Genomic DNA, 17,112 nt, shown 5'->3' with positions numbered 1-17,112 from the left:
CCAGAAGGCCTCAGCGGGCGTCGACGGCATTGGGGTTCCGGGCCAGAAAGCTGACCAGGTCATCGACCGACGGGTGGTCCCACAGCAGGTCGGGATCCAGGTCGACGCGCAGCCGGTCCTCGATCTCGGCGACCAGCGCGACCGCGGACACCGAGTCGAGCCCCTGCTCGGCCAGGGCCAGATCCGTGTGGAGGCGGTCCGGTGGCACGTCCAGCAGCACCGCCGCCCGGTTCACGAGCCAGGCGGACAGGTCGGTAACGGACTCAGCCACGTCACACCAGCTCCCGGTCGCGGGGGACATCCGCAGACGCTGGCCTGACCCCGATCATCGGGCGCCAGCGTTCGTCCACGTCGACGTGTTCGGCCACCAGGTCGCCCGCCCGAACCAGCTCACGCATGGTCGTCCGCTCGATCTTCCCGCTGGTCGTCCGCCGTACTCCGCCGCGCCGCAGCAGCACGACGGCGCAGTCGCCGATACCGAACTCGCGCGAGATGGTGCGTCTCATCTCGGCGGCCAGCCGGGCCAGGCCGGCCTGGTCACGCGGGTCGGCCACCTCGTGCACCACGACCAGCAGATCGTCCGTCGCGTCGTCAGGCGCCGGAATGGTGAACACGGCGCCGACGTTGCCCAGTCCAGCGTGTCTGGCGCGCAGATCGTCCTCGATGTCCTGTGGGTAGAGGTTGCGACCCCGAACGATGACCATCTCCTTGCGGCGTCCCGTCACGTAGAGCTCGTCGTCGTGCACCGTGCCAAGGTCCCCGGTCCGTAGATATCCCCCGTCGCCGTCTGCGGTGACCGCCCCGAACACCTCTGCCGTGGCGTCCGGACGACGCCAGTAGCCCGCGCCGACGCTGGCGCCGCGCAGCCAGATCTCGCCGATCTGGCCGGGCTTCAGCACCACGCGGGTCAGTGGATCGACGATGCGGACCTGGTAGCCGGAGGCGACGCCGTTGCTGGGCAGTTCGCGAACCGCGACCGGATCGGAGGTGGGCCGGAAGCCGCCGCTTTCGAGCCGGGCCGCATCCACCCGGCTGGTGACCATGGGTCGTGGCGGCGCGCCGGAGACGAACACGGTCGCCTCCGCGAGGCCATAGCACGGGCAGCACGCCTCGGCCGAGAAACCCGCCGGCGCGAATCGCCGCGCGAACGCGCGCATGGTGGCAGCGCGGACCGGTTCCGAGCCGTTGACCGCGTAGCGCCACCGCGACAGGTCCAGGTCCCTCAACTGGTCGTCGGTCACCCGCTTGACGCAGTACTCGTAGGCGAAATTCGGTGCCGGCGACCAACCGACGTCGTACCGGTCGATCATCCGCAGCCAGGTGTGCGGTCGCTTGAGGAAGGTGGTCGGGTCCATCAGGACGCAGGCGCTGCCACCGAACAGGGCCGGCAGGGTCTGCGCCATGAGGCCCATGTCGTGATAGTGCGGCGCCCAGCCGCCGAAGCGGACCGCGGGCGACACCCGCAACGTGTCGAGCAGGGTGGCGCTGTTGACGAGAAGGTTACCGTGGGTCACCATCACGCCCTTGGGAGCACCGGTCGACCCGGAGGTGTACTGCAGCAGCGCCAGGCTGGTGCGGTCCACAGGTGGCGGCGCCCAAGCGCCCGGCTCCGCGTCGAGGACTCCGTCGGTCGCCTGAACATCGAGACCGGCCAGTGCTGTGGACGCGACGGAATCCCGCACCTCGGCCAGGTGAGCGGTCTCGGTGAGGATGGCGGAGACACCAGCGTCGGCCGCGATGCCGTGGACGCGGCGCTTCTCGTGCCGGTAGCGGCCGGGCAGCGGGGCGGGCACCGCCACCATGCCGGCGTACAGACAACCGAGAAAGCCGACGATGAACCGGACCGGCGAGTACATCAGCATGATCCGCGATCCGACCGGGTGACGCCGCAGCAGCTGCGTCGCGACGGCGCGGGCCCGCTCGTCGAGTTGCGCGTAGGTCAGCGTCTCAGCGTGCTGTCCCCCGGGCTCCTCGGCCCAGATGATCGCGTCGGCCGTCGGCCGGCTGGCCGCCCAGCGCCGTACCGCCCGAACCGCGTCCGGCTGGTCGAGGATCTCGGTACCGACGTCCCCACCTGGCTGTGTCATCTCGATCTCCCCGCCGCGATCGTGGCCATCTGACGTGTCGCACCTCGCCGTCACGTACGGGTGTCCGCCGGGCCAGTGACGCGCGCGTCTATCCATTTCGTTGATCTGAAGGCCGGATTGGCGAACAATCTCATTCATCGACGTTCGGCAGCGCCACCGTAACGAGCAGAATTGATCCGGTCAAGCAATGAGTTCGCGTCAGAATGAGGGCTTCCTTAGCCACCGGTTGAACATTGAGGTAGCCCCCCGGAGAGCAATCTTTCGGCTGCCTCTAAGAATTCTGCTGCGTCTTTCGTGCAGCGCTGAAAGTCGATGCCACCCCGCCGCGCCGGTGTTACGGTGCGAAGGCAGACAAGCGACATTGCTCGCACTGAACCTTCCCGGAGCCGTCACCGGGGCACGCGCACCATTTGGACGAGACTCCCCGACGGATTCCACGCACCTGCGAGGCGAACGATGATTGCGCCGGAAAGGGGCGAATCTTCGATGTCCGAACTGACCAGTGACCGGACACCCACTTCCGGCACCATCTCGGTGACGCCACCGGAACCGTCATCAGCCGTCATGCCGACGGTGAGCGCCGGCGTTTACCGCGGCCTGATGGCCACCTTCCCCACGGGCGTCGCTGTAGTGACGACAGTCGATCTGGATGGTCGGCCCTGGGGTGCCACCTGCTCCTCGATCTGCAGCGTCACGCTGGACCCACCGACCCTGCTGGTGTGCATCCGCGAGCAGAGCCCGACGCTGCACGCCCTACTGCGCCGTCGCACGTTCGCAGTGAACCTGCTGCACCGCAACGCCGAGCCGACCGCCGCACTTTTCGCGTCGGCTGATCCCGAGCGGTTCACCCGGGTGCGGATCCGCAACACCGGCTCGGAGGCCGGACCTCACCTGACCGACGACGCCCATGCCATCGCCGACTGTCAGGTGACCGGCACCGTGCCGGTCGGTGATCACGTGATCGTACTGGGCCGAGTGGGCCGGGTATTCGGCGATCACGCTCAGCCGCAGCCCCTACTGTATGGACTCCGGAGGTTCGCCGCGTGGCCCACTGTCTGAGTGCCCGGAGGCCGTTCTGATGAAGATCATTGGAACGGAGCTTCCCGACGTGTTCCGCATCCACCCGCAGCACCACGACGATCGACGCGGAACCTTCCACGAGGCGTGGCGCGCGGATGCGCTGACGAAGGCCATCGACCGACCGTTCGTGGTCAGGCAGGTCAACTTCTCGGTGTCCGTACGCCACACGCTACGCGGCATCCACGGCACGATCACCCCTCCGGGCCAGGCCAAACTCGTCACCTGCGTGCGTGGCGCCGCCCTGGACGTCGTGGTGGACATGCGACTCGGATCCCCCACCTATAGCCAGTTCGAGGTCACCCTGCAGGAGGCCGAGTCCGGTATCGGGGTCTACATGGGCGAGGGCCTGGGCCACGCGTTCCTGGCCCTGACCGATGACGTGTGCATGAACTACCTCTGCACCACCGAGTACGTGCCGGGCACCATGGTCGATGTCCAGGCGCTCGATCCCGAGATCGGCATCCCTTGGAACCTGACTGCGCCGCCGGTCATGTCCGACAAGGACGCGGTAGCGCCGACTCTCGCCGAGGCGGCGGCTGGCGGTCTGCTGCCCACGTACGAGCAATGCCGCGCGCTCGCACGCGGCGACCGACTGGCCGCGACCGGCGGAGACCACATGCCGGCGAAGACCGCGGCGACATGATGTCCCAGGACGTGAACGAGCTCGACCGCGAGAACGTACCCGGGGTCTTCGCAGCGCATCCGGACGATCCGCTCCTGTCATTGTCAGACTTCGACGCCTGGCTGGCGGGCCGCCGTCGCGCCCAGCCGTACCGCGTGACCCGCGTACCGCTCGCTGAACTCGACGGATGGAGCCGCGAACCGGACACCGGAAATCTGGTGCACGCCAGCGGCCGGTTCTTCTCCGTCGAAGGGCTCGACGTGCGGACCGACCGGGAATGGGCCGCACACTGGCGGCAACCGATCATCGTGCAGCCCGAGGTCGGGATCCTCGGCATCCTGGTCCGGCGGTTTGGTGGCGTGCCGCATCTGCTGATGCAGGCCAAGATGGAACCGGGCAACGTCAACGGCATCCAGCTCTCCCCCACCGTGCAGGCGACCTGGAGCAACTACACAGGTGTCCACGGCGGCCGAACCGTCCCCTACCTGGCGCACTTCCTCGGCCCGCACCGCGGCCGGGTCGTCGTCGACGTGCTGCAGTCAGAGCAGGCGGCGTGGTATCTGCACAAGCGCAACCGAAACATGATCGTGGAGGTCACCGGCCCGGTCGAGGAACGGGAAGGGTTCTGCTGGCTCACCCTCAACCAGGTCCGGCGGCTCCTGCACCGGGACCATCTGGTCAACATGGACACTCGGACGGTGCTCGCCTGCCTGCCGCCGTCCGAGGCCGTCCGAGGCGGCGACCAGGACGCGCAGCCGTTCGGCAAGCTGGTCGGCGCATCGCTGGTCGGACACGGTCAGCCGGCCACCCCCACATGGGAGCTGCTGAGCTGGCTGACCGACATCCGCGCGCGACGGCGGCTGGTCCAGCAACTCGTGCCGCTGTGGGCCACGGCGGGGCACGGTTGGCGGCTGAGCACCGACGAGATAGCCCACGAGGACGGGAAGTACTTCACCGTCATCGGCGTCGACGTGCAGGCCGGCGACCGTGAGGTTCGGTCGTGGCGTCAGCCGCTGTTCGCACCGCCCGAGGAGGGTGTCGTGGCCCTACTCGTCAAGTCGATCCACGGCGTGCTGCACGCTCTGGTGCAGGCGCGCATCGACGCCGGGGTGACGAACGTGGCCGAGTTGGCGCCCACGGTGAACTGTCAGCCTGGCAACTACCGCGACGTTCCGGCACGTTTCGCCCCGCGGTATCTCGACGAGGCACTGCGGGCCGATCCGCGCCGCATTCGCTACGACGTGGTACACACCGAGGAGGGCGGCAGGTTCTACCACGCCCGCAACCGCTACCTGGTCGTTGAGGTCGCGGGGGACTTCGCCACCGACCCGGGCGAGTACTACCGGTGGGTCACCTTCCGGCAGCTCTCCGGTCTGTTGCGGCACTACAACTACCTCAACGTGGAACTGCGCAGCCTGCTGGCCGGCGTCCACGCCCTGCAGTGACGGGAGACGGCGATGGTATCCCCGGTACGTCCGCTCCGCTTCGGCATCATGGGTTCCGCTGACATCGCTCAGCGCCGCATGCTGCCCGCGCTCGAGGCCGAGCCGTACGCGACCGTCACCGCCGTGGCCAGCCGTGACCTCGCGCGGGCCAGCAGGCTCACCGACCGGTTCGGCGGCGCGCCCGTGCAGGGGTACGCACGGCTGCTCGAGCGCGATGACGTCGACGCGGTGTACGTCCCACTGCCGGCCGTGCTGCACGCCGGGTGGATCGACGCCGCGCTGCGAGCCGGCAAGCACGTACTCGCCGAGAAGCCGCTGACCACGGACCTGACGCAGACCCGGAACCTGTTCGCGCTGGCCCGGCAGCGTGGGCTCGTCCTGTTCGAGAACTTCATGTTCCTGCACCACTCGCAGCACGCCGCAGTGGCCAAGCTGGTGACCGACGGAGCCATCGGCGAACTACGGGGGTTCACCAGTACGTTCACCATCCCGCCCAAGCCACTCGGCGACATCCGCTACCAGCCTGAGGTGGGCGGTGGGGCGCTCGACGACATCGGTGTCTATCCGGTGCGCTGTGCGCTGCACTACCTCTCCGGCGACGTGGCGGTGACGGGCGCCGTGCTTCGCGAGGATCCCGCGCACGGAGTCGTCGTCTCCGGTACCGTCCTGCTGCACACACCGGACGGAGTGCCGGCCCACGCGCACTTCGGCATGGAGCACTCGTACCGCAGCAGCTACGAGCTCATCGGAAGCACGGGCAGGCTGCTGCTGGATCGTGCCTTCACGCCGCCACCGACCTTCCAGCCGGTCATCCGGATCGACCGGCAGGACCATCGCGAGCAGATCACGTTGCCCGCAGACGACCAGTTCCGCAACGTGGTCCGGCTGTTCACCAACGCCGTCGCGACGCAGGACGATCTCGCGGAACTCTCCGCGGCCACCGTCCGCCTCGCCGAGACGATGGACCGGATCAACAGGACCGCCGTCAGGAAGCCGACCGCCACCACGGACGAAGGCGCCCACGTCTCCCGGTAGCTCGACCCGTCACCACACCCCCGACGGGGGCCCCGCCTGAAGGCAGGGCCCCCGCGGCTTCCCCGACGTCCTACGGGGGATCGGCGCCGGGAAGACGACTCCACGCGAGACCGGTGGTGGCCTACACGGGATCAGTGCTCTCCCGCCGCCCGGCCGCTGAGCGACCGTGCCCGTACCAGATGACGATGCCGAGCAGCGGAGCCAGAACGACCAGCCAGACCCAGCGAGTGCGGGAGCTCGTGCTCAGCGGCGCCCGGATGATGCTGCGCAACGTAAGCAGGATCAGGATCGTGTAGGCGACGACGATGGCGACCCAGAAGGCGATCCCGGCGATCGTCGTTCCGGTGTCACTGGCAGCGATCACGCGGCCGATGCTGTCGGAGCTGGACATGACTGTCTCCTTAGGGTGACGTTCACGGAGGTCTTCGAAAGGTCCGGTCAGGTGGCGTCACGGCGGCTGAAGCTGAACGCCCCCACGCCGAGCGCGAGCACCACGTAAAGGATCATCACGGCGGACGCTCCCGCCGGCGAGAACAGGTAGGGATAGTTGGTGTTGACCACCTGCGGCGGCAGGTTCGGAAGCAGGATCGAGGCGACCCGCAGGTGCCACTCCCCCGGCAGGAAATGCGCGAAGATCGGCGCCACCAGGACCAGACCGGCCACCGACACCAGCGCGGCCGCGGTAGAGCGCAGCACGGCTCCGAGACCGAGTGCCACCAGCCCGGTGGCGAGGACGAAGAGCGCCGCGCTGAGCACCGACGGGATCGCATCGGTCCAGTTCGGCCAGGGGTTGATCGGCGCTGGACGGTCACCCATCAGCAGGGTGGCGCCAGCGAACGCCAGCAGCGCGAAGCCCAACCCGCCCAGCAGCGACACCGCGCCGACCACGGCGGCCTTCGCGGCCAGCAGCATCCGGCGCTGCGGCACCGCCACCAGGGTCGGACCCATCGAGCCGCTGGTGAACTCCGTCGTGATCGACATAGCGCCGATCGCACCGACGAAGAACGCCACGAACGGCATGATCACCACGGTCGGGTCGGCGGTCTCGAAGTTCTCCTTGTCGGCCGGGGCAGCCGCGTCGTACGCCTGAATCACGAAGAACATGATGAGCAGTCCGACGGCTGTCGCCGCCAGGCCACCGGCGAGGAATCCGTACGTCGACCGGATGGTCCGCAGCTTGGCCCACTCTGCGGCGGCGGCGTCCCGGAATACCCGCGACCAGCTCGCCGGGTCGTTCGAAGCCTCGGTGCCGTCGGTCGTGGCCGGTCGGTTCTGCAATGTCGTCATGTCAGGCTGTCCCCTCCGTGGCGGCCCGGTACTCAATCGCCTCTCCGGTCAGCTCCAGGTAGACGTCTTCGAGGGTGGCACTGCGGGCCGTGAGCCCGTGAACAGGGATCGATGCCGCCAGAGCAGCGTCGCCGATGGCGGCGTTGTCCAGGCCGGTCACGATCAACCGACCGTCGGGTTCGCGCTTGACGGTCCCGCCGAGCTTGCCAAGGATCGTGGCCAGTTCGTCGGCCCGCGGGGATTCGACGAGCACGTCACGCTCGGACCGTTTCCGCATGTCGGCCATTGAGGACTCCTCGATGAGCCGGCCACGTCCGATGATCAGCACATGGTCGACCGTCACCGCCATCTCGCTCATCAGGTGGCTGGAGAGCAGCACCGTGCGTCCTTCGGCAGCCAGTGAGCGCAGGGTCGAGCGGATCCATCGGATGCCGGCCGCGTCCAGCCCGTTGACCGGCTCGTCGAGAAGGATCACCGCCGGGTCCCCAAGTAGCGCACCGGCGATGCCGAGGCGCTGCCGCATGCCCAACGAGAAGCCGCCCACTCGCTTGTGGGCCACGTCGGCCAGCCCGACCTGGTCGAGCACCGCGGCCACCCGGGCCCGGCCGATACCATTGCTGCGAGCCAGGCACCAGACATGCTGGTACGCGGTCCGGCCCGGGTGGGCGGCGTCGGCGTCCAGTACCGCACCCACCTCGTGCATCGGCCGACGGATCCGGTCATAGCGGCGCTCACCGATCAGCGCCTCACCGGAAGTGGGATGGTGCAGGCCAAGGATGATCCGAAGAGTCGTCGACTTGCCGGCGCCGTTGGGGCCCAGGAAGCCGGTCACGAGGCCGGGGCGGACCTCGAACGAGAGCCGGTCGAGAGCCAGCTTCGGTCCGTAACGCTTTGTCAGCTCGCGCACTGCGATCATTGGCCAATGGTTTCAGCGAGTCGGCGTCCGGTGCGTCTGACCACGGTACGGAACTTGAAGTCCGACCTGGGTCGTACACGGACGCACGCCCGCCGCTATAGCGTTTGAGCCATGCGTTCTGCCCATGACCGGGTTCCCAGGTGGGCCCTCGGGTTCGAGCCGCGCAGCGCCGCCGTGGACACCGCAGCCGCCGTTGCGCTGGCGTTGCTGGCGGCCAATGCGTCCCTCGACCCGCCCGGTCCGGCCTTCGCCGGACCTGCCTGGGTCGTCTGGCTGACCAGCGCCGCCCTCGCGCTTCCGGTGTCGGTCCGGGGACGCTGGCCGCTGCCGGTACTCGGCTGGGTGGTGCTGGTGGCCTTGGCGGCGACCGCGTTCGGCGTGGTCGGCGCCGGAGTGATCTGGGTGTCGTACGTCCCGGTCGCGGCGGTGCTCTACCGGGTGGCGGCCACGGTGCGCACCGGGCGCGCGGCGGCGGCCCTGGCCGGCAGTCTCGCCGCGCCGACCGCCGCCATCCCCTGGTTCTACCACTCCACCAGGATCAGCTCGGCCGACGCGGCGGGCAGCGAGGCGCCGCTGTGGTGGCAGGTGGAGCTCGGGGTGGTCGCGGTGATGATCACCGCAGTCTGGGCCGCCGGTTGGGTGGTCCGGTGGCGTCGAGTCGTGCGGGCCGACTACGCCGCAAGGCTGGCCCAGGATGCCGTGGCGGCGGAGCGGCTGCGGATCGCCCGGGAGCTGCACGACATAATCGGCCACAGCATGAGCCTGATCGCCGTCAAGGCCACCGTGGCCAACCACATCGCTCACGAGCGGCCCGCCGAGGCACAGGTCGCTCTCGCCACCATCGAGCGCACCAGCCGGGCCGCCCTCACCGAGATCCGTCGGTTGCTCAATGTCCTGCGGTCGGACACGGATCCGGCCGCCGATCTCAGCCCGTCGCCGGGTGCCGCTGAGCTGCCGGAGCTCGCCGACCGGCTGCGGTCCGCGGGCCTGCGGGTCGAGCTGACCGTAGACGGCGTCGACGACCTGCCCAAGGGCGTCGACCTGACCGTCTACCGGATCGTCCAGGAGGCACTCACCAACGTGATGAAGCATGCGGACGCCGCGCACTGCCGGGTCACCGTTCAGGCTGGCGACGGCGGCGTACACATCAGCGTCGTGGACGACGGCCGTGGACCACGGCCGTCCGGCCGGCGCCCCGAGGACCGGCAGGGACTCATCGGCATGCGCGAACGGGTGATGATGTACGGCGGCACGCTGACCACGGGACAGCGGCCGGAAGGCGGGTTCCAGGTGATCGTCGACATTCCGTACACCGCGAAGGAGACCGCATGACGGACGAGCCCTCCGCACCGTTCTCGTCGGACATCCGCGTACTCCTCGCGGAGGATCTCGCCCTCATGCGGGAGAGCTTCCGGGCCCTGTTCGACGCGTCGCCCGGCTTCGTCACGGTGGCCGAGGCCGGCACGGGGGCCGACGCTGTGCGGCTGGCTCGGGAGCACCAGCCGGACGTGGTGCTGATGGACGTCCGGATGCCCGTCATGGACGGCATCGAGGCGACCCGACAGATCTGCGCGGCACCGGAGACCGCCTCGGTGCGGGTGCTCATCCTGACCACGTTCGACCTCGACGAATACGTCTATGCGGCGTTGCAGGCAGGGGCCAGTGGGTTCCTCATCAAGGACGCCACCGCGGCCGAACTGCTGGCGGGCGTCCGGGTCGTCGCCTCCGGCGAGGCGCTGCTGGCACCGGGCGTGACCCGGCGGCTGATCGCCGCGTTCGCCAGGCAGACCCCACCGACGACCGCACCGCCCGGGCTGGAGGTCCTCACCGACCGGGAACGCGAGGTGCTGACCCTGATCGCACTGGGCCGGTCGAACACCGAGATCGCGCAGGAGCTGCACGTGTCACTCGGCACGGTCAAGACGCACATCGGCCGCATCCTCGGCAAGCTGGGCGCCCGAGACCGGGCGCAACTCGTCATCGCTGCCTACGAGACCGGCCTGGTGCGGCCGAAGCTGCGCTGAACTCCGCCGCCGGTGGATCTCAACCGGTGCTCCCCGTTGCGGTTCGGGAGGGCCGCGACGTGCCGGCGGCCAGTTCTTGCAACGCGTCCGCGGCATCCGATGCCGGGTTGTATCGCTTGATCGAATCGCTGAGCCGGGTGAGCGCGGCGCGCACCGACTCGTCCCCGACCAGGCGCTCGGCGGCCTCTCGGAACACCATTCCGTCGGCGGTCGGCTGGACCGTGACGCCCACGCCGAGTTCGGCCAGCTTGGCCGCGATCGCCTTCTGGTCGTACGCCCGGGGCACCGAGATCATCGGCACGCCCCGGACCACGGCCTCCATGGCGGAGTTCATACCGGTACGGGTCACGAAGACGTCGGTGCGGGCGAGCACCGGTGTCTGCGGGACGTACCGGCGCGCGATCACGTTCTCCGGCAGCTCGCCCAGTTCGGCCGGATCAACCTGCGCGGTCGCCATCACCACGTTCCAGGAGGTGCCGCCGAAGGCGTCGGCGATGCCGCGGAAGAACCGAGGGCTGGCACCCCACAGGGTGCCCGGGGAGACGAACAGCGTCCGAGCTCTCTCGAGGCGCTCCCACGGCAGATCGTCCGTGCCGTACCCGCTGGTGTCCTTCAGCAGCGGCCCGACGAACCGGAAGCGGTCGTCGAACGTCTCCCGGTCCGGCTGCACCTCGGGAGGCGTGTTCACCAGCGCCACCTCAGCCCGGTCCAGCAGCGCGGGATGCATCTGACGCAGCAACCCGAGCCGGTGCACCAACCCGGTGATCAATGGACCGCGCCGGCGGCGTGCGCTCTCCAGGACCATCTGCTCGCTGAGCGCGTAGGACGGACAGAACGATGCGAGTCGGGCGTGCTCCTTCCGGGCCGCTTTCGCACCCCACCTGGCCGACAGATCCGCGACGACCACGTCCGGACGCCACGAAGCCCAGTTGCGTCGCAACTCCTCGACGATCCGGGGTCGCTGGCGGATCATCGCGACGCCCAGCTGCCGCATCTGCTTCCGCTCTTCGTCCGTCGGATCTTCCGGAAACGTCTTCGGGACGATCATGTCCATCTGGGTAACGTCGCAGCCCGCTTCCCGAAACAGCTCCGCATACGGTGCGCTGATCGCCACGAACACCTTCTCACCGCGGCCGATCAGCTCGGTCACGAGCGGAATCAGTGGATTCACGTGCCCATGCAACGGAAACGGCAGAAATAGGTAACGAGCCATGACGGCCCCCCTCCAGGATACATCGACATGTGACGTTGTTTCGGACAAAGCAACACCGCACGCTGGAGCACCGGACTGCGATCCTAACGTCGGACCACTGGGCTGTCTCCGTGTTTCGGTACGGACTGAATAACGGTGACCCCATCCGCCGCCGATGCTATTGTTCGCTAACCGTCGTCCTGTCCAATTCGGGATGCGACGCGGTCAAGCCCCGAAAGGCGTACGGAATCATGGCGAAATTGAGCGGCAAGACCGCCCTGGTCACCGGCGGCAGCCGAGGCATCGGCCGGGCAATCGCCACCCGACTCGCGGCGGACGGCGCCCTAGTCGCCGTCCACTACGGAACCAACGAGGCAGCCGCGAAGGAGACAGTCGCGGCGATCACCGCAGCCGGCGGTCACGCGTTCAGCGTCGGTGCCGAGCTGGGTGTGCCCGGCGACGCCCAGACCCTGTGGTCCGCCTTCGACGCCGGCCTCGCCGAAACCGCAACCGAGCCCGGTGTCGACATCCTTGTCAACAACGCCGGCATCACCAACTCCAACAACCTGGCCAACACGGACGAAGCCGAGTTCGACAAGATCTTCGCGGTCAACGTGAAGGCACCGTTCTTCATCCTTCAACAGGCCCTGCACCGGCTGCGCGACAACGGCCGGGTCATCAACATCTCCTCCGCCACCACTCGCGTCGCCGCCCCCGGGATGGTCACCTACTCGCTGACCAAGGGCGCGATCAATACGCTCAGCTTCACGCTGGCCAAGCAACTCGGCGCGCGTGGGATCACGGTCAACTCGGTGGCGCCCGGCGTCACCGACGTCGACAGCAACGCGCGCTGGCTGCGGGACAACCCGAAACAACTCGCCTACTGGGGTTCATTCTCCCCGTTCGGTCGGGTCGGCCGGCCCACCGACATCGCCGACGTGGTGGCCTTCCTCGCCTGCGACGACGCCCGGTGGGTCACCGGTCAATGTCTCGACGCCACCGGCGGCGCCCGCTTGTGAGATTGCCCGAAAATAGGTACGGGGGCAGGTGCCTTCTCCGACCCAAATTCACCTCACGCGGGAATTCTCCACGCCATTGTTCCGATCGGCCGGGAGGAACGGTTTGACTATTTTTTCCTGGGCTACGCTCGGTGCCGCGGCACATATCGCCATGGCCATCGCGGTGATAATCGCGCTCGCCTGCGCCGGCCGGCGACTGGCGCTCCGGCTCCGGCAACCGCCGGTGATCGGTGAACTGACCGCCGGCCTCGCCGCAGTTCCCGTGCTCTTGGCCGCCACGGGCGACGCCCAGTTCGTCGGTATCCTCCTGCCGGACCATGTGTCGGACGCCCTCCACTGGACCGGCCATGTCGCGTTGATGCTGTTCCTGGTGGGCGTGGGGCACGAACTGTTGTCCCGCACCGGTTCGGTGGCCCACTCCGCCGTCGGCTGGGTGGCCGCCGGTTCGCTGGTCGTGCCGCTGGCATTCGGAAGCGCGTTCGCCGGCTGGGTGCTCCTCCGGGATGATCCCTCGCTGCGCGGCGAGGCTCATGCTGCGGCCCTGCTGCTGCTGCTCGCCGTCGCACTGTCCGTCTCCGCGGTGCCGGTGCTGGCCCGGATGCTCGCCGACCGGCAGGCGCTGGGCACACCGGTCGGGCGCCAGGCGATGACCGTGGCGGTGCTGCTCGACGGCGTCGCCTGGGTACTGCTGGCTGCCGCAGTGAGCCTCACCGACGGCCGGATGGAGCGGATCGTCGGGCCGGTAGCGCTGTTCGGCGCGGGGGTCATCGGGGCCCTGGTGCTGCGCCGGCTGTTGGACCGGGCCGCGCCGAGCCGGTTCGCCGCGCGCTATCCGTGGGCCACCACGGTCCTCATCGGGACAGTCGCGATCGTGGTCGCCAGCCAGCTGCGGGCCGGCGGTCTGTCCGAGATCGTGGGAGCGACGATCGTCGGTGTCGCGCTGCCCTCACGTCCCGAAGGCGGACCGCTCACCGAAGCGGTGCGGCGGGTGGCGCGGGCCGGCTGGGTCCTGCTGCCCGTCTTCTTCTTCACCACCGGGCTCACCGTCTTCGTCCAGGACTTCACGGGGGTTCCCTGGATGGCTACCGGGCTCGCCATCGTCTGCGCAGTCGTCGGCAAGCTGGGTGGGACCTACCTGGGCGCACGGCTGGGAGGGCTGCGCGCGGACACGGGCATCCGACTCGGCATCCTGCTCAACACCCGCGGTCTCACCGAGCTGGTGGTTCTCCAAGCCGGCTACACCGCCGGGATTCTGACCTCGGAACTCTTCCTGGCGCTGCTCATCATGGCGCTGTTCACGACGGCCCTGACCGGTCCGGCCTACACCCTCGTCGAGCGGCACGAACGCCGCCGCGCCAGTCGCCGTCCAAGGGAGGGCTCCGGCAGTACCGGCACCGCCGCAGGCGCACGGGCATCGCTACGAAAACGATATTGAGGATTCGGAGAAGCGGAGAATGGTGACAACACGGGATCCCGCTACGGACCACACGCCCACCGAGGTCGTCAAGAACGTCGTCATCGTGGGAGGCGGCACCTCCGGCTGGATGACCGCCTCCTACCTGCGCGCCGCGTTCGGCGACGCGGTGAATGTGACGCTGGTCGAGTCGAAGAACGTTCCCACCATCGGCGTCGGCGAGGCGACGTTCAGCACCGTCCGGCACTTTTTCGAGTATCTGGGCCTGCGCGAACGGGACTGGATGCCCGCCTGCCAGGCGACGTACAAACTCGCGATCCGGTTCGAGGACTGGCGTCGCCCGGGTCACCACTTCTACCACCCGTTCGAGCGGCTGCGGGTGGTCGACGGGTTCAACCTCACGGACTGGTGGATGCATCTGGGTAGCGGTGACCGGTTCGACCGCGACTGTTTCGTCATCGCCTCGCTGTGCGACAACCTCAAGTCGCCGCGGTACCTCGACCACACGATGTTCGAGCAGAGCTTCCGTGAGGAGCCGTACCGGCCGCAGTACCGCACCACGTTGTCCGAGCAGGACACTCAGTTCCCCTACGCGTACCATTTCGACGCCGCGATGCTCGCCGCCTACCTGACCCGCTACGGCACCGACCGTGGGGTGCGGCACGTGTTGGACGACGTGGTCGAGGTGGCTCTCGACGAGCGCGGCTGGATCAGCCACGTGAACACGCGGGAGCACGGGGCCCTGACCGGCGACCTGTTCATCGACTGCTCGGGCTTCCGGTCGATCCTGCTGGGCAAGGCGCTGGGTACCCCGTTCGTGTCCTATCAGGACAGTCTGCCGAACGACAGCGCCGTCGCCCTGCAGGTGCCGGTGGACATGGCACATCGGGGCATCCGCCCGTGCACCACGGCCACCGCCCGGGACGCCGGCTGGATCTGGACCATCCCGCTGTTCGGTCGGATCGGCACCGGATACGTCTACGCCCAGGACTATTGCACGGCGGAGGAGGCGGAACGCACGCTTCGGAGCTTCGTCGGGCCGGAGGCCGATGGCCTCACCGCCAACCACATCCGGATGCGGATCGGCCGCAGCTCGCAATCGTGGGTCAACAACTGTGTGGCGATCGGGCTGTCGAGCGGGTTCGTCGAGCCCCTGGAGTCGACCGGGATCTTCTTCATCCAGAACGCCGTGGAGCAGTTGGTGAAGCACTTCCCGGCCGCGAACTGGGACGATCGCCTGCGGACGGCCTACAACCGGCAGGTCGGCCAGGTGATGGACGGCGTCCGGGAGTTCCTGGTGCTGCATTACTACGCCGCGGCACGGCGGGACAACCAGTACTGGCGTGACGCCAAGACACGGACCATTCCGGACGGCCTCGCCGAGCGGCTGGAGCAGTGGCAGGTGCGGCTGCCCGACTCTGACAGTGTCTTCCCGTGGTACCACGGATTCGAGCCCTACTCGTACACCTCGATGCTGCTGGGTCTCGGTGGCGTACCGACACAGGCTCCGCCCGCGCTGCGGCTGCTTGATCCGGTCAATGCCCAGAAGGAACTCGACCGGGTGCGTGACCAAGCCAAGGATCTGGTCGCGCGGTTGCCAACGCAGTACGAGTACTTCGCCCACCTGCGCGGTCTGGAACCGGCAGGCTGAAGATCGTGCGCCTCGGGCGCGACGGCTGGTCACCCGCTGGACCGGCCGTCGCGCCCTCGCCCGTACGCGACCGCGTTCAGGCGCGGAGGTGCAGGGGTCGGGGTGGTTCAGAGCTCGGACAACGCGCCGACGGCAGTCAGCCGTTGCGCGGCGACCTGGGCACCGTCACGGCGGATCGTGGGCGCGATCGCCAGCGCACGGGCGGCCACATCCGGGTGAAGTACCCGGTCGAGCGCGCCCGTCAGCGAGCCCGCAGTCACCGACGTTCCGGACGCGTGCGCTGCTCCGATGCCGAGCTCATCAATCCGTTGCGCCCAGTAGTGCTGATCATACATCTGCGGGACGATCACATGTGGCACGCCGGCGAGCGCCACCGACGTGGTGGTGCCCGAGCCGCCATGGTGGACGACGGCAGCGACACGGTGAAACAGCGCCTGCTCGTTGACCTCGCCGATGGCGATGCAGTCGGATCCGTCGTCCGGCAGTTCCAGGCCGGCCCATCCGCGTGCGAGGACGGCGCGACGGCCCAGCGCGCGTGCGGTCTGGACCATCACCGCGCCGAGGCCGGGCGGCACGTGCATGCTGCCGAAGCCGAAGTAGATGGGCGGTTCGCCGTTGTCGAGGAACGTCGCCAGCTTCCGCGGGAGCGGCCGCTCGTCGGGCAGGATCCACGCGCCGGGCTGAAAGACCGCTGTTTCCGCCGGATCAGGCCATGGTCCCAGCGTCGGATCGGCGTGCAGCCATGGGAGGTCGGTGAAGACGTGGCTGCGCACGTCGTCGAGCGCTGCCAGGCCCACCGACGCCCGGCAGGAGTTCAGCGGACCACGGAACAAGTCGTTCAGGCGGGCCGCGTCTCGAGCCCAGAGCTTGCCGGGGTCGGCGGCCGCGGCGGCCGGCGCGTGTCCCGGCATCGGCAGCGGGGGCGGTGCGTGGTACGACGATGGCAGCATGTTGGGGCTGTAGACGGCGAAGACATAGGCGATTCCGAGCTGCTCCGCCACCGAGCGGGCGGCCAGCAACAAGGGAGTCGCCACGACGATCGCATCGCAGTCCTCGGCCGCCGCCGCGAGCTTGTCGAACTGGGCCGCGACCTGCGCTTCGGTGCGCTCCCGCAGCTCATCGGCGGAGAGCGCGACCTGCGGACCCGGCGCGCCGAGGGCCTTGCGCATCCGGGGACCGATGGTCGTCAGCTCGAAACCGAGCCGATCGATCCAGGCCTCGAAGTCGGGGGGTACGCACATGCGCACCGCATGGCCGAGAGCTCTCACCTGCATCGCCAGCGCCAGCAAGGGCTGAACGTCGCCTCGCGAGCCGATCGTCGTCAGCAACACACGCATGGG

At 68.8% G+C, this 17,112-nt stretch carries 16 protein-coding genes; 9 read left to right on the top strand and 7 right to left on the bottom strand.

Going from position 1 to position 17,112, the window contains the following annotated elements:
* Window positions 1–10 precede the first annotated feature (10 nt).
* Window positions 11–271, bottom strand: a complete 261-nt coding sequence (locus SM447_RS27745; RefSeq protein WP_474575833.1) for an acyl carrier protein — start codon at window positions 269–271, stop codon at window positions 11–13.
* 1 nt (window position 272) lies between these two features.
* A complete protein-coding gene (locus tag SM447_RS27740) occupies window positions 273–2,087 on the bottom strand; it encodes a fatty acyl-AMP ligase (RefSeq protein ID WP_474575832.1) in 1,815 nt (604 codons plus the stop codon).
* A 486-nt stretch (window positions 2,088–2,573) separates the two neighbouring features.
* Between SM447_RS27740 and SM447_RS27735 the strand changes: the two genes are divergently transcribed.
* From SM447_RS27735 to SM447_RS27720, 4 genes are read left to right on the top strand one after another with little or no spacing between them, the layout of a single operon-like run.
* Window positions 2,574–3,146 (top strand): flavin reductase family protein, encoded by a 573-nt coding sequence (locus SM447_RS27735; protein ID WP_474575831.1) that lies wholly within the window; start codon window positions 2,574–2,576, stop codon window positions 3,144–3,146.
* A gap of 19 nt (window positions 3,147–3,165) precedes the next feature.
* A complete protein-coding gene (locus SM447_RS27730; protein WP_474575830.1) occupies window positions 3,166–3,810 on the top strand; it encodes a dTDP-4-dehydrorhamnose 3,5-epimerase family protein in 645 nt (214 codons plus the stop codon).
* An 11-nt stretch (window positions 3,811–3,821) separates the two neighbouring features.
* On the top strand, window positions 3,822–5,234 hold the full coding sequence (locus SM447_RS27725; protein WP_474575829.1) for an NDP-hexose 2,3-dehydratase family protein: 1,413 nt from the start codon (window positions 3,822–3,824) through the stop codon (window positions 5,232–5,234).
* Window positions 5,235–5,246: 12 nt separating this feature from the next.
* The gene (locus SM447_RS27720; protein WP_474575828.1) at window positions 5,247–6,269 is read left to right on the top strand and encodes a Gfo/Idh/MocA family protein; all 1,023 of its coding nucleotides are present in this window, start codon (window positions 5,247–5,249) and stop codon (window positions 6,267–6,269) included.
* 121 nt (window positions 6,270–6,390) lie between these two features.
* Here SM447_RS27720 and SM447_RS27715 read toward each other — a convergent pair whose 3' ends face one another.
* Genes SM447_RS27715 through SM447_RS27705 form a run of 3 tightly spaced genes read right to left on the bottom strand, consistent with a single transcriptional unit; the run spans window position 6,391 to window position 8,472 of the window.
* On the bottom strand, window positions 6,391–6,660 hold the full coding sequence (locus tag SM447_RS27715; RefSeq protein WP_474575827.1) for a hypothetical protein: 270 nt from the start codon (window positions 6,658–6,660) through the stop codon (window positions 6,391–6,393).
* A 47-nt stretch (window positions 6,661–6,707) separates the two neighbouring features.
* Entirely contained in the window at window positions 6,708–7,556 is an 849-nt protein-coding gene (locus SM447_RS27710) for an ABC transporter permease (protein WP_474575826.1), read from the bottom strand.
* Between the two features lies 1 nt (window position 7,557).
* Window positions 7,558–8,472 (bottom strand): ABC transporter ATP-binding protein, encoded by a 915-nt coding sequence (locus tag SM447_RS27705; protein WP_474575825.1) that lies wholly within the window; start codon window positions 8,470–8,472, stop codon window positions 7,558–7,560.
* Between the two features lie 111 nt (window positions 8,473–8,583).
* On the opposite strand from SM447_RS27705, the gene SM447_RS27700 reads away from it, so the two are divergent.
* Both SM447_RS27700 and SM447_RS27695 read left to right on the top strand, forming a co-directional pair.
* Window positions 8,584–9,804, top strand: a complete 1,221-nt coding sequence (locus SM447_RS27700) for a sensor histidine kinase (protein WP_474575824.1) — start codon at window positions 8,584–8,586, stop codon at window positions 9,802–9,804.
* Window positions 9,801–10,496: a response regulator gene (locus SM447_RS27695; RefSeq protein ID WP_474575823.1), complete on the top strand. Its 696-nt coding sequence runs from the start codon at window positions 9,801–9,803 to the stop codon at window positions 10,494–10,496. The genes SM447_RS27700 and SM447_RS27695 overlap by 4 nt, the downstream gene beginning before the upstream one ends.
* A 19-nt stretch (window positions 10,497–10,515) precedes the next feature.
* On the opposite strand, the gene SM447_RS27690 is transcribed toward SM447_RS27695, so the two are convergent.
* Window positions 10,516–11,667: a nucleotide disphospho-sugar-binding domain-containing protein gene (locus SM447_RS27690; RefSeq protein ID WP_474575822.1), complete on the bottom strand. Its 1,152-nt coding sequence runs from the start codon at window positions 11,665–11,667 to the stop codon at window positions 10,516–10,518.
* A 272-nt stretch (window positions 11,668–11,939) separates the two neighbouring features.
* On the opposite strand from SM447_RS27690, the gene SM447_RS27685 reads away from it, so the two are divergent.
* The 3 genes from SM447_RS27685 to SM447_RS27675 all read left to right on the top strand — a co-directional run bounded on the left by SM447_RS27685 (window position 11,940) and on the right by SM447_RS27675 (window position 15,772).
* Entirely contained in the window at window positions 11,940–12,707 is a 768-nt protein-coding gene (locus SM447_RS27685; RefSeq protein WP_474575821.1) for an SDR family oxidoreductase, read from the top strand.
* Between the two features lie 151 nt (window positions 12,708–12,858).
* Window positions 12,859–14,142, top strand: a complete 1,284-nt coding sequence (locus tag SM447_RS27680) for a cation:proton antiporter (protein WP_474575820.1) — start codon at window positions 12,859–12,861, stop codon at window positions 14,140–14,142.
* A 19-nt stretch (window positions 14,143–14,161) separates the two neighbouring features.
* Window positions 14,162–15,772, top strand: a complete 1,611-nt coding sequence (locus SM447_RS27675; RefSeq protein WP_474575819.1) for a tryptophan halogenase family protein — start codon at window positions 14,162–14,164, stop codon at window positions 15,770–15,772.
* 107 nt (window positions 15,773–15,879) lie between these two features.
* On the opposite strand, the gene SM447_RS27670 is transcribed toward SM447_RS27675, so the two are convergent.
* Window positions 15,880–17,109: a glycosyltransferase gene (locus SM447_RS27670; RefSeq protein WP_474575818.1), complete on the bottom strand. Its 1,230-nt coding sequence runs from the start codon at window positions 17,107–17,109 to the stop codon at window positions 15,880–15,882.
* Window positions 17,110–17,112 lie beyond the last annotated feature (3 nt).

The organism is Micromonospora aridisoli (assembly GCF_056150025.1).
The sequence above is the reverse complement of the archived record's forward strand: the minus strand, read 5'-3'. Positions and strand labels throughout refer to the sequence as shown.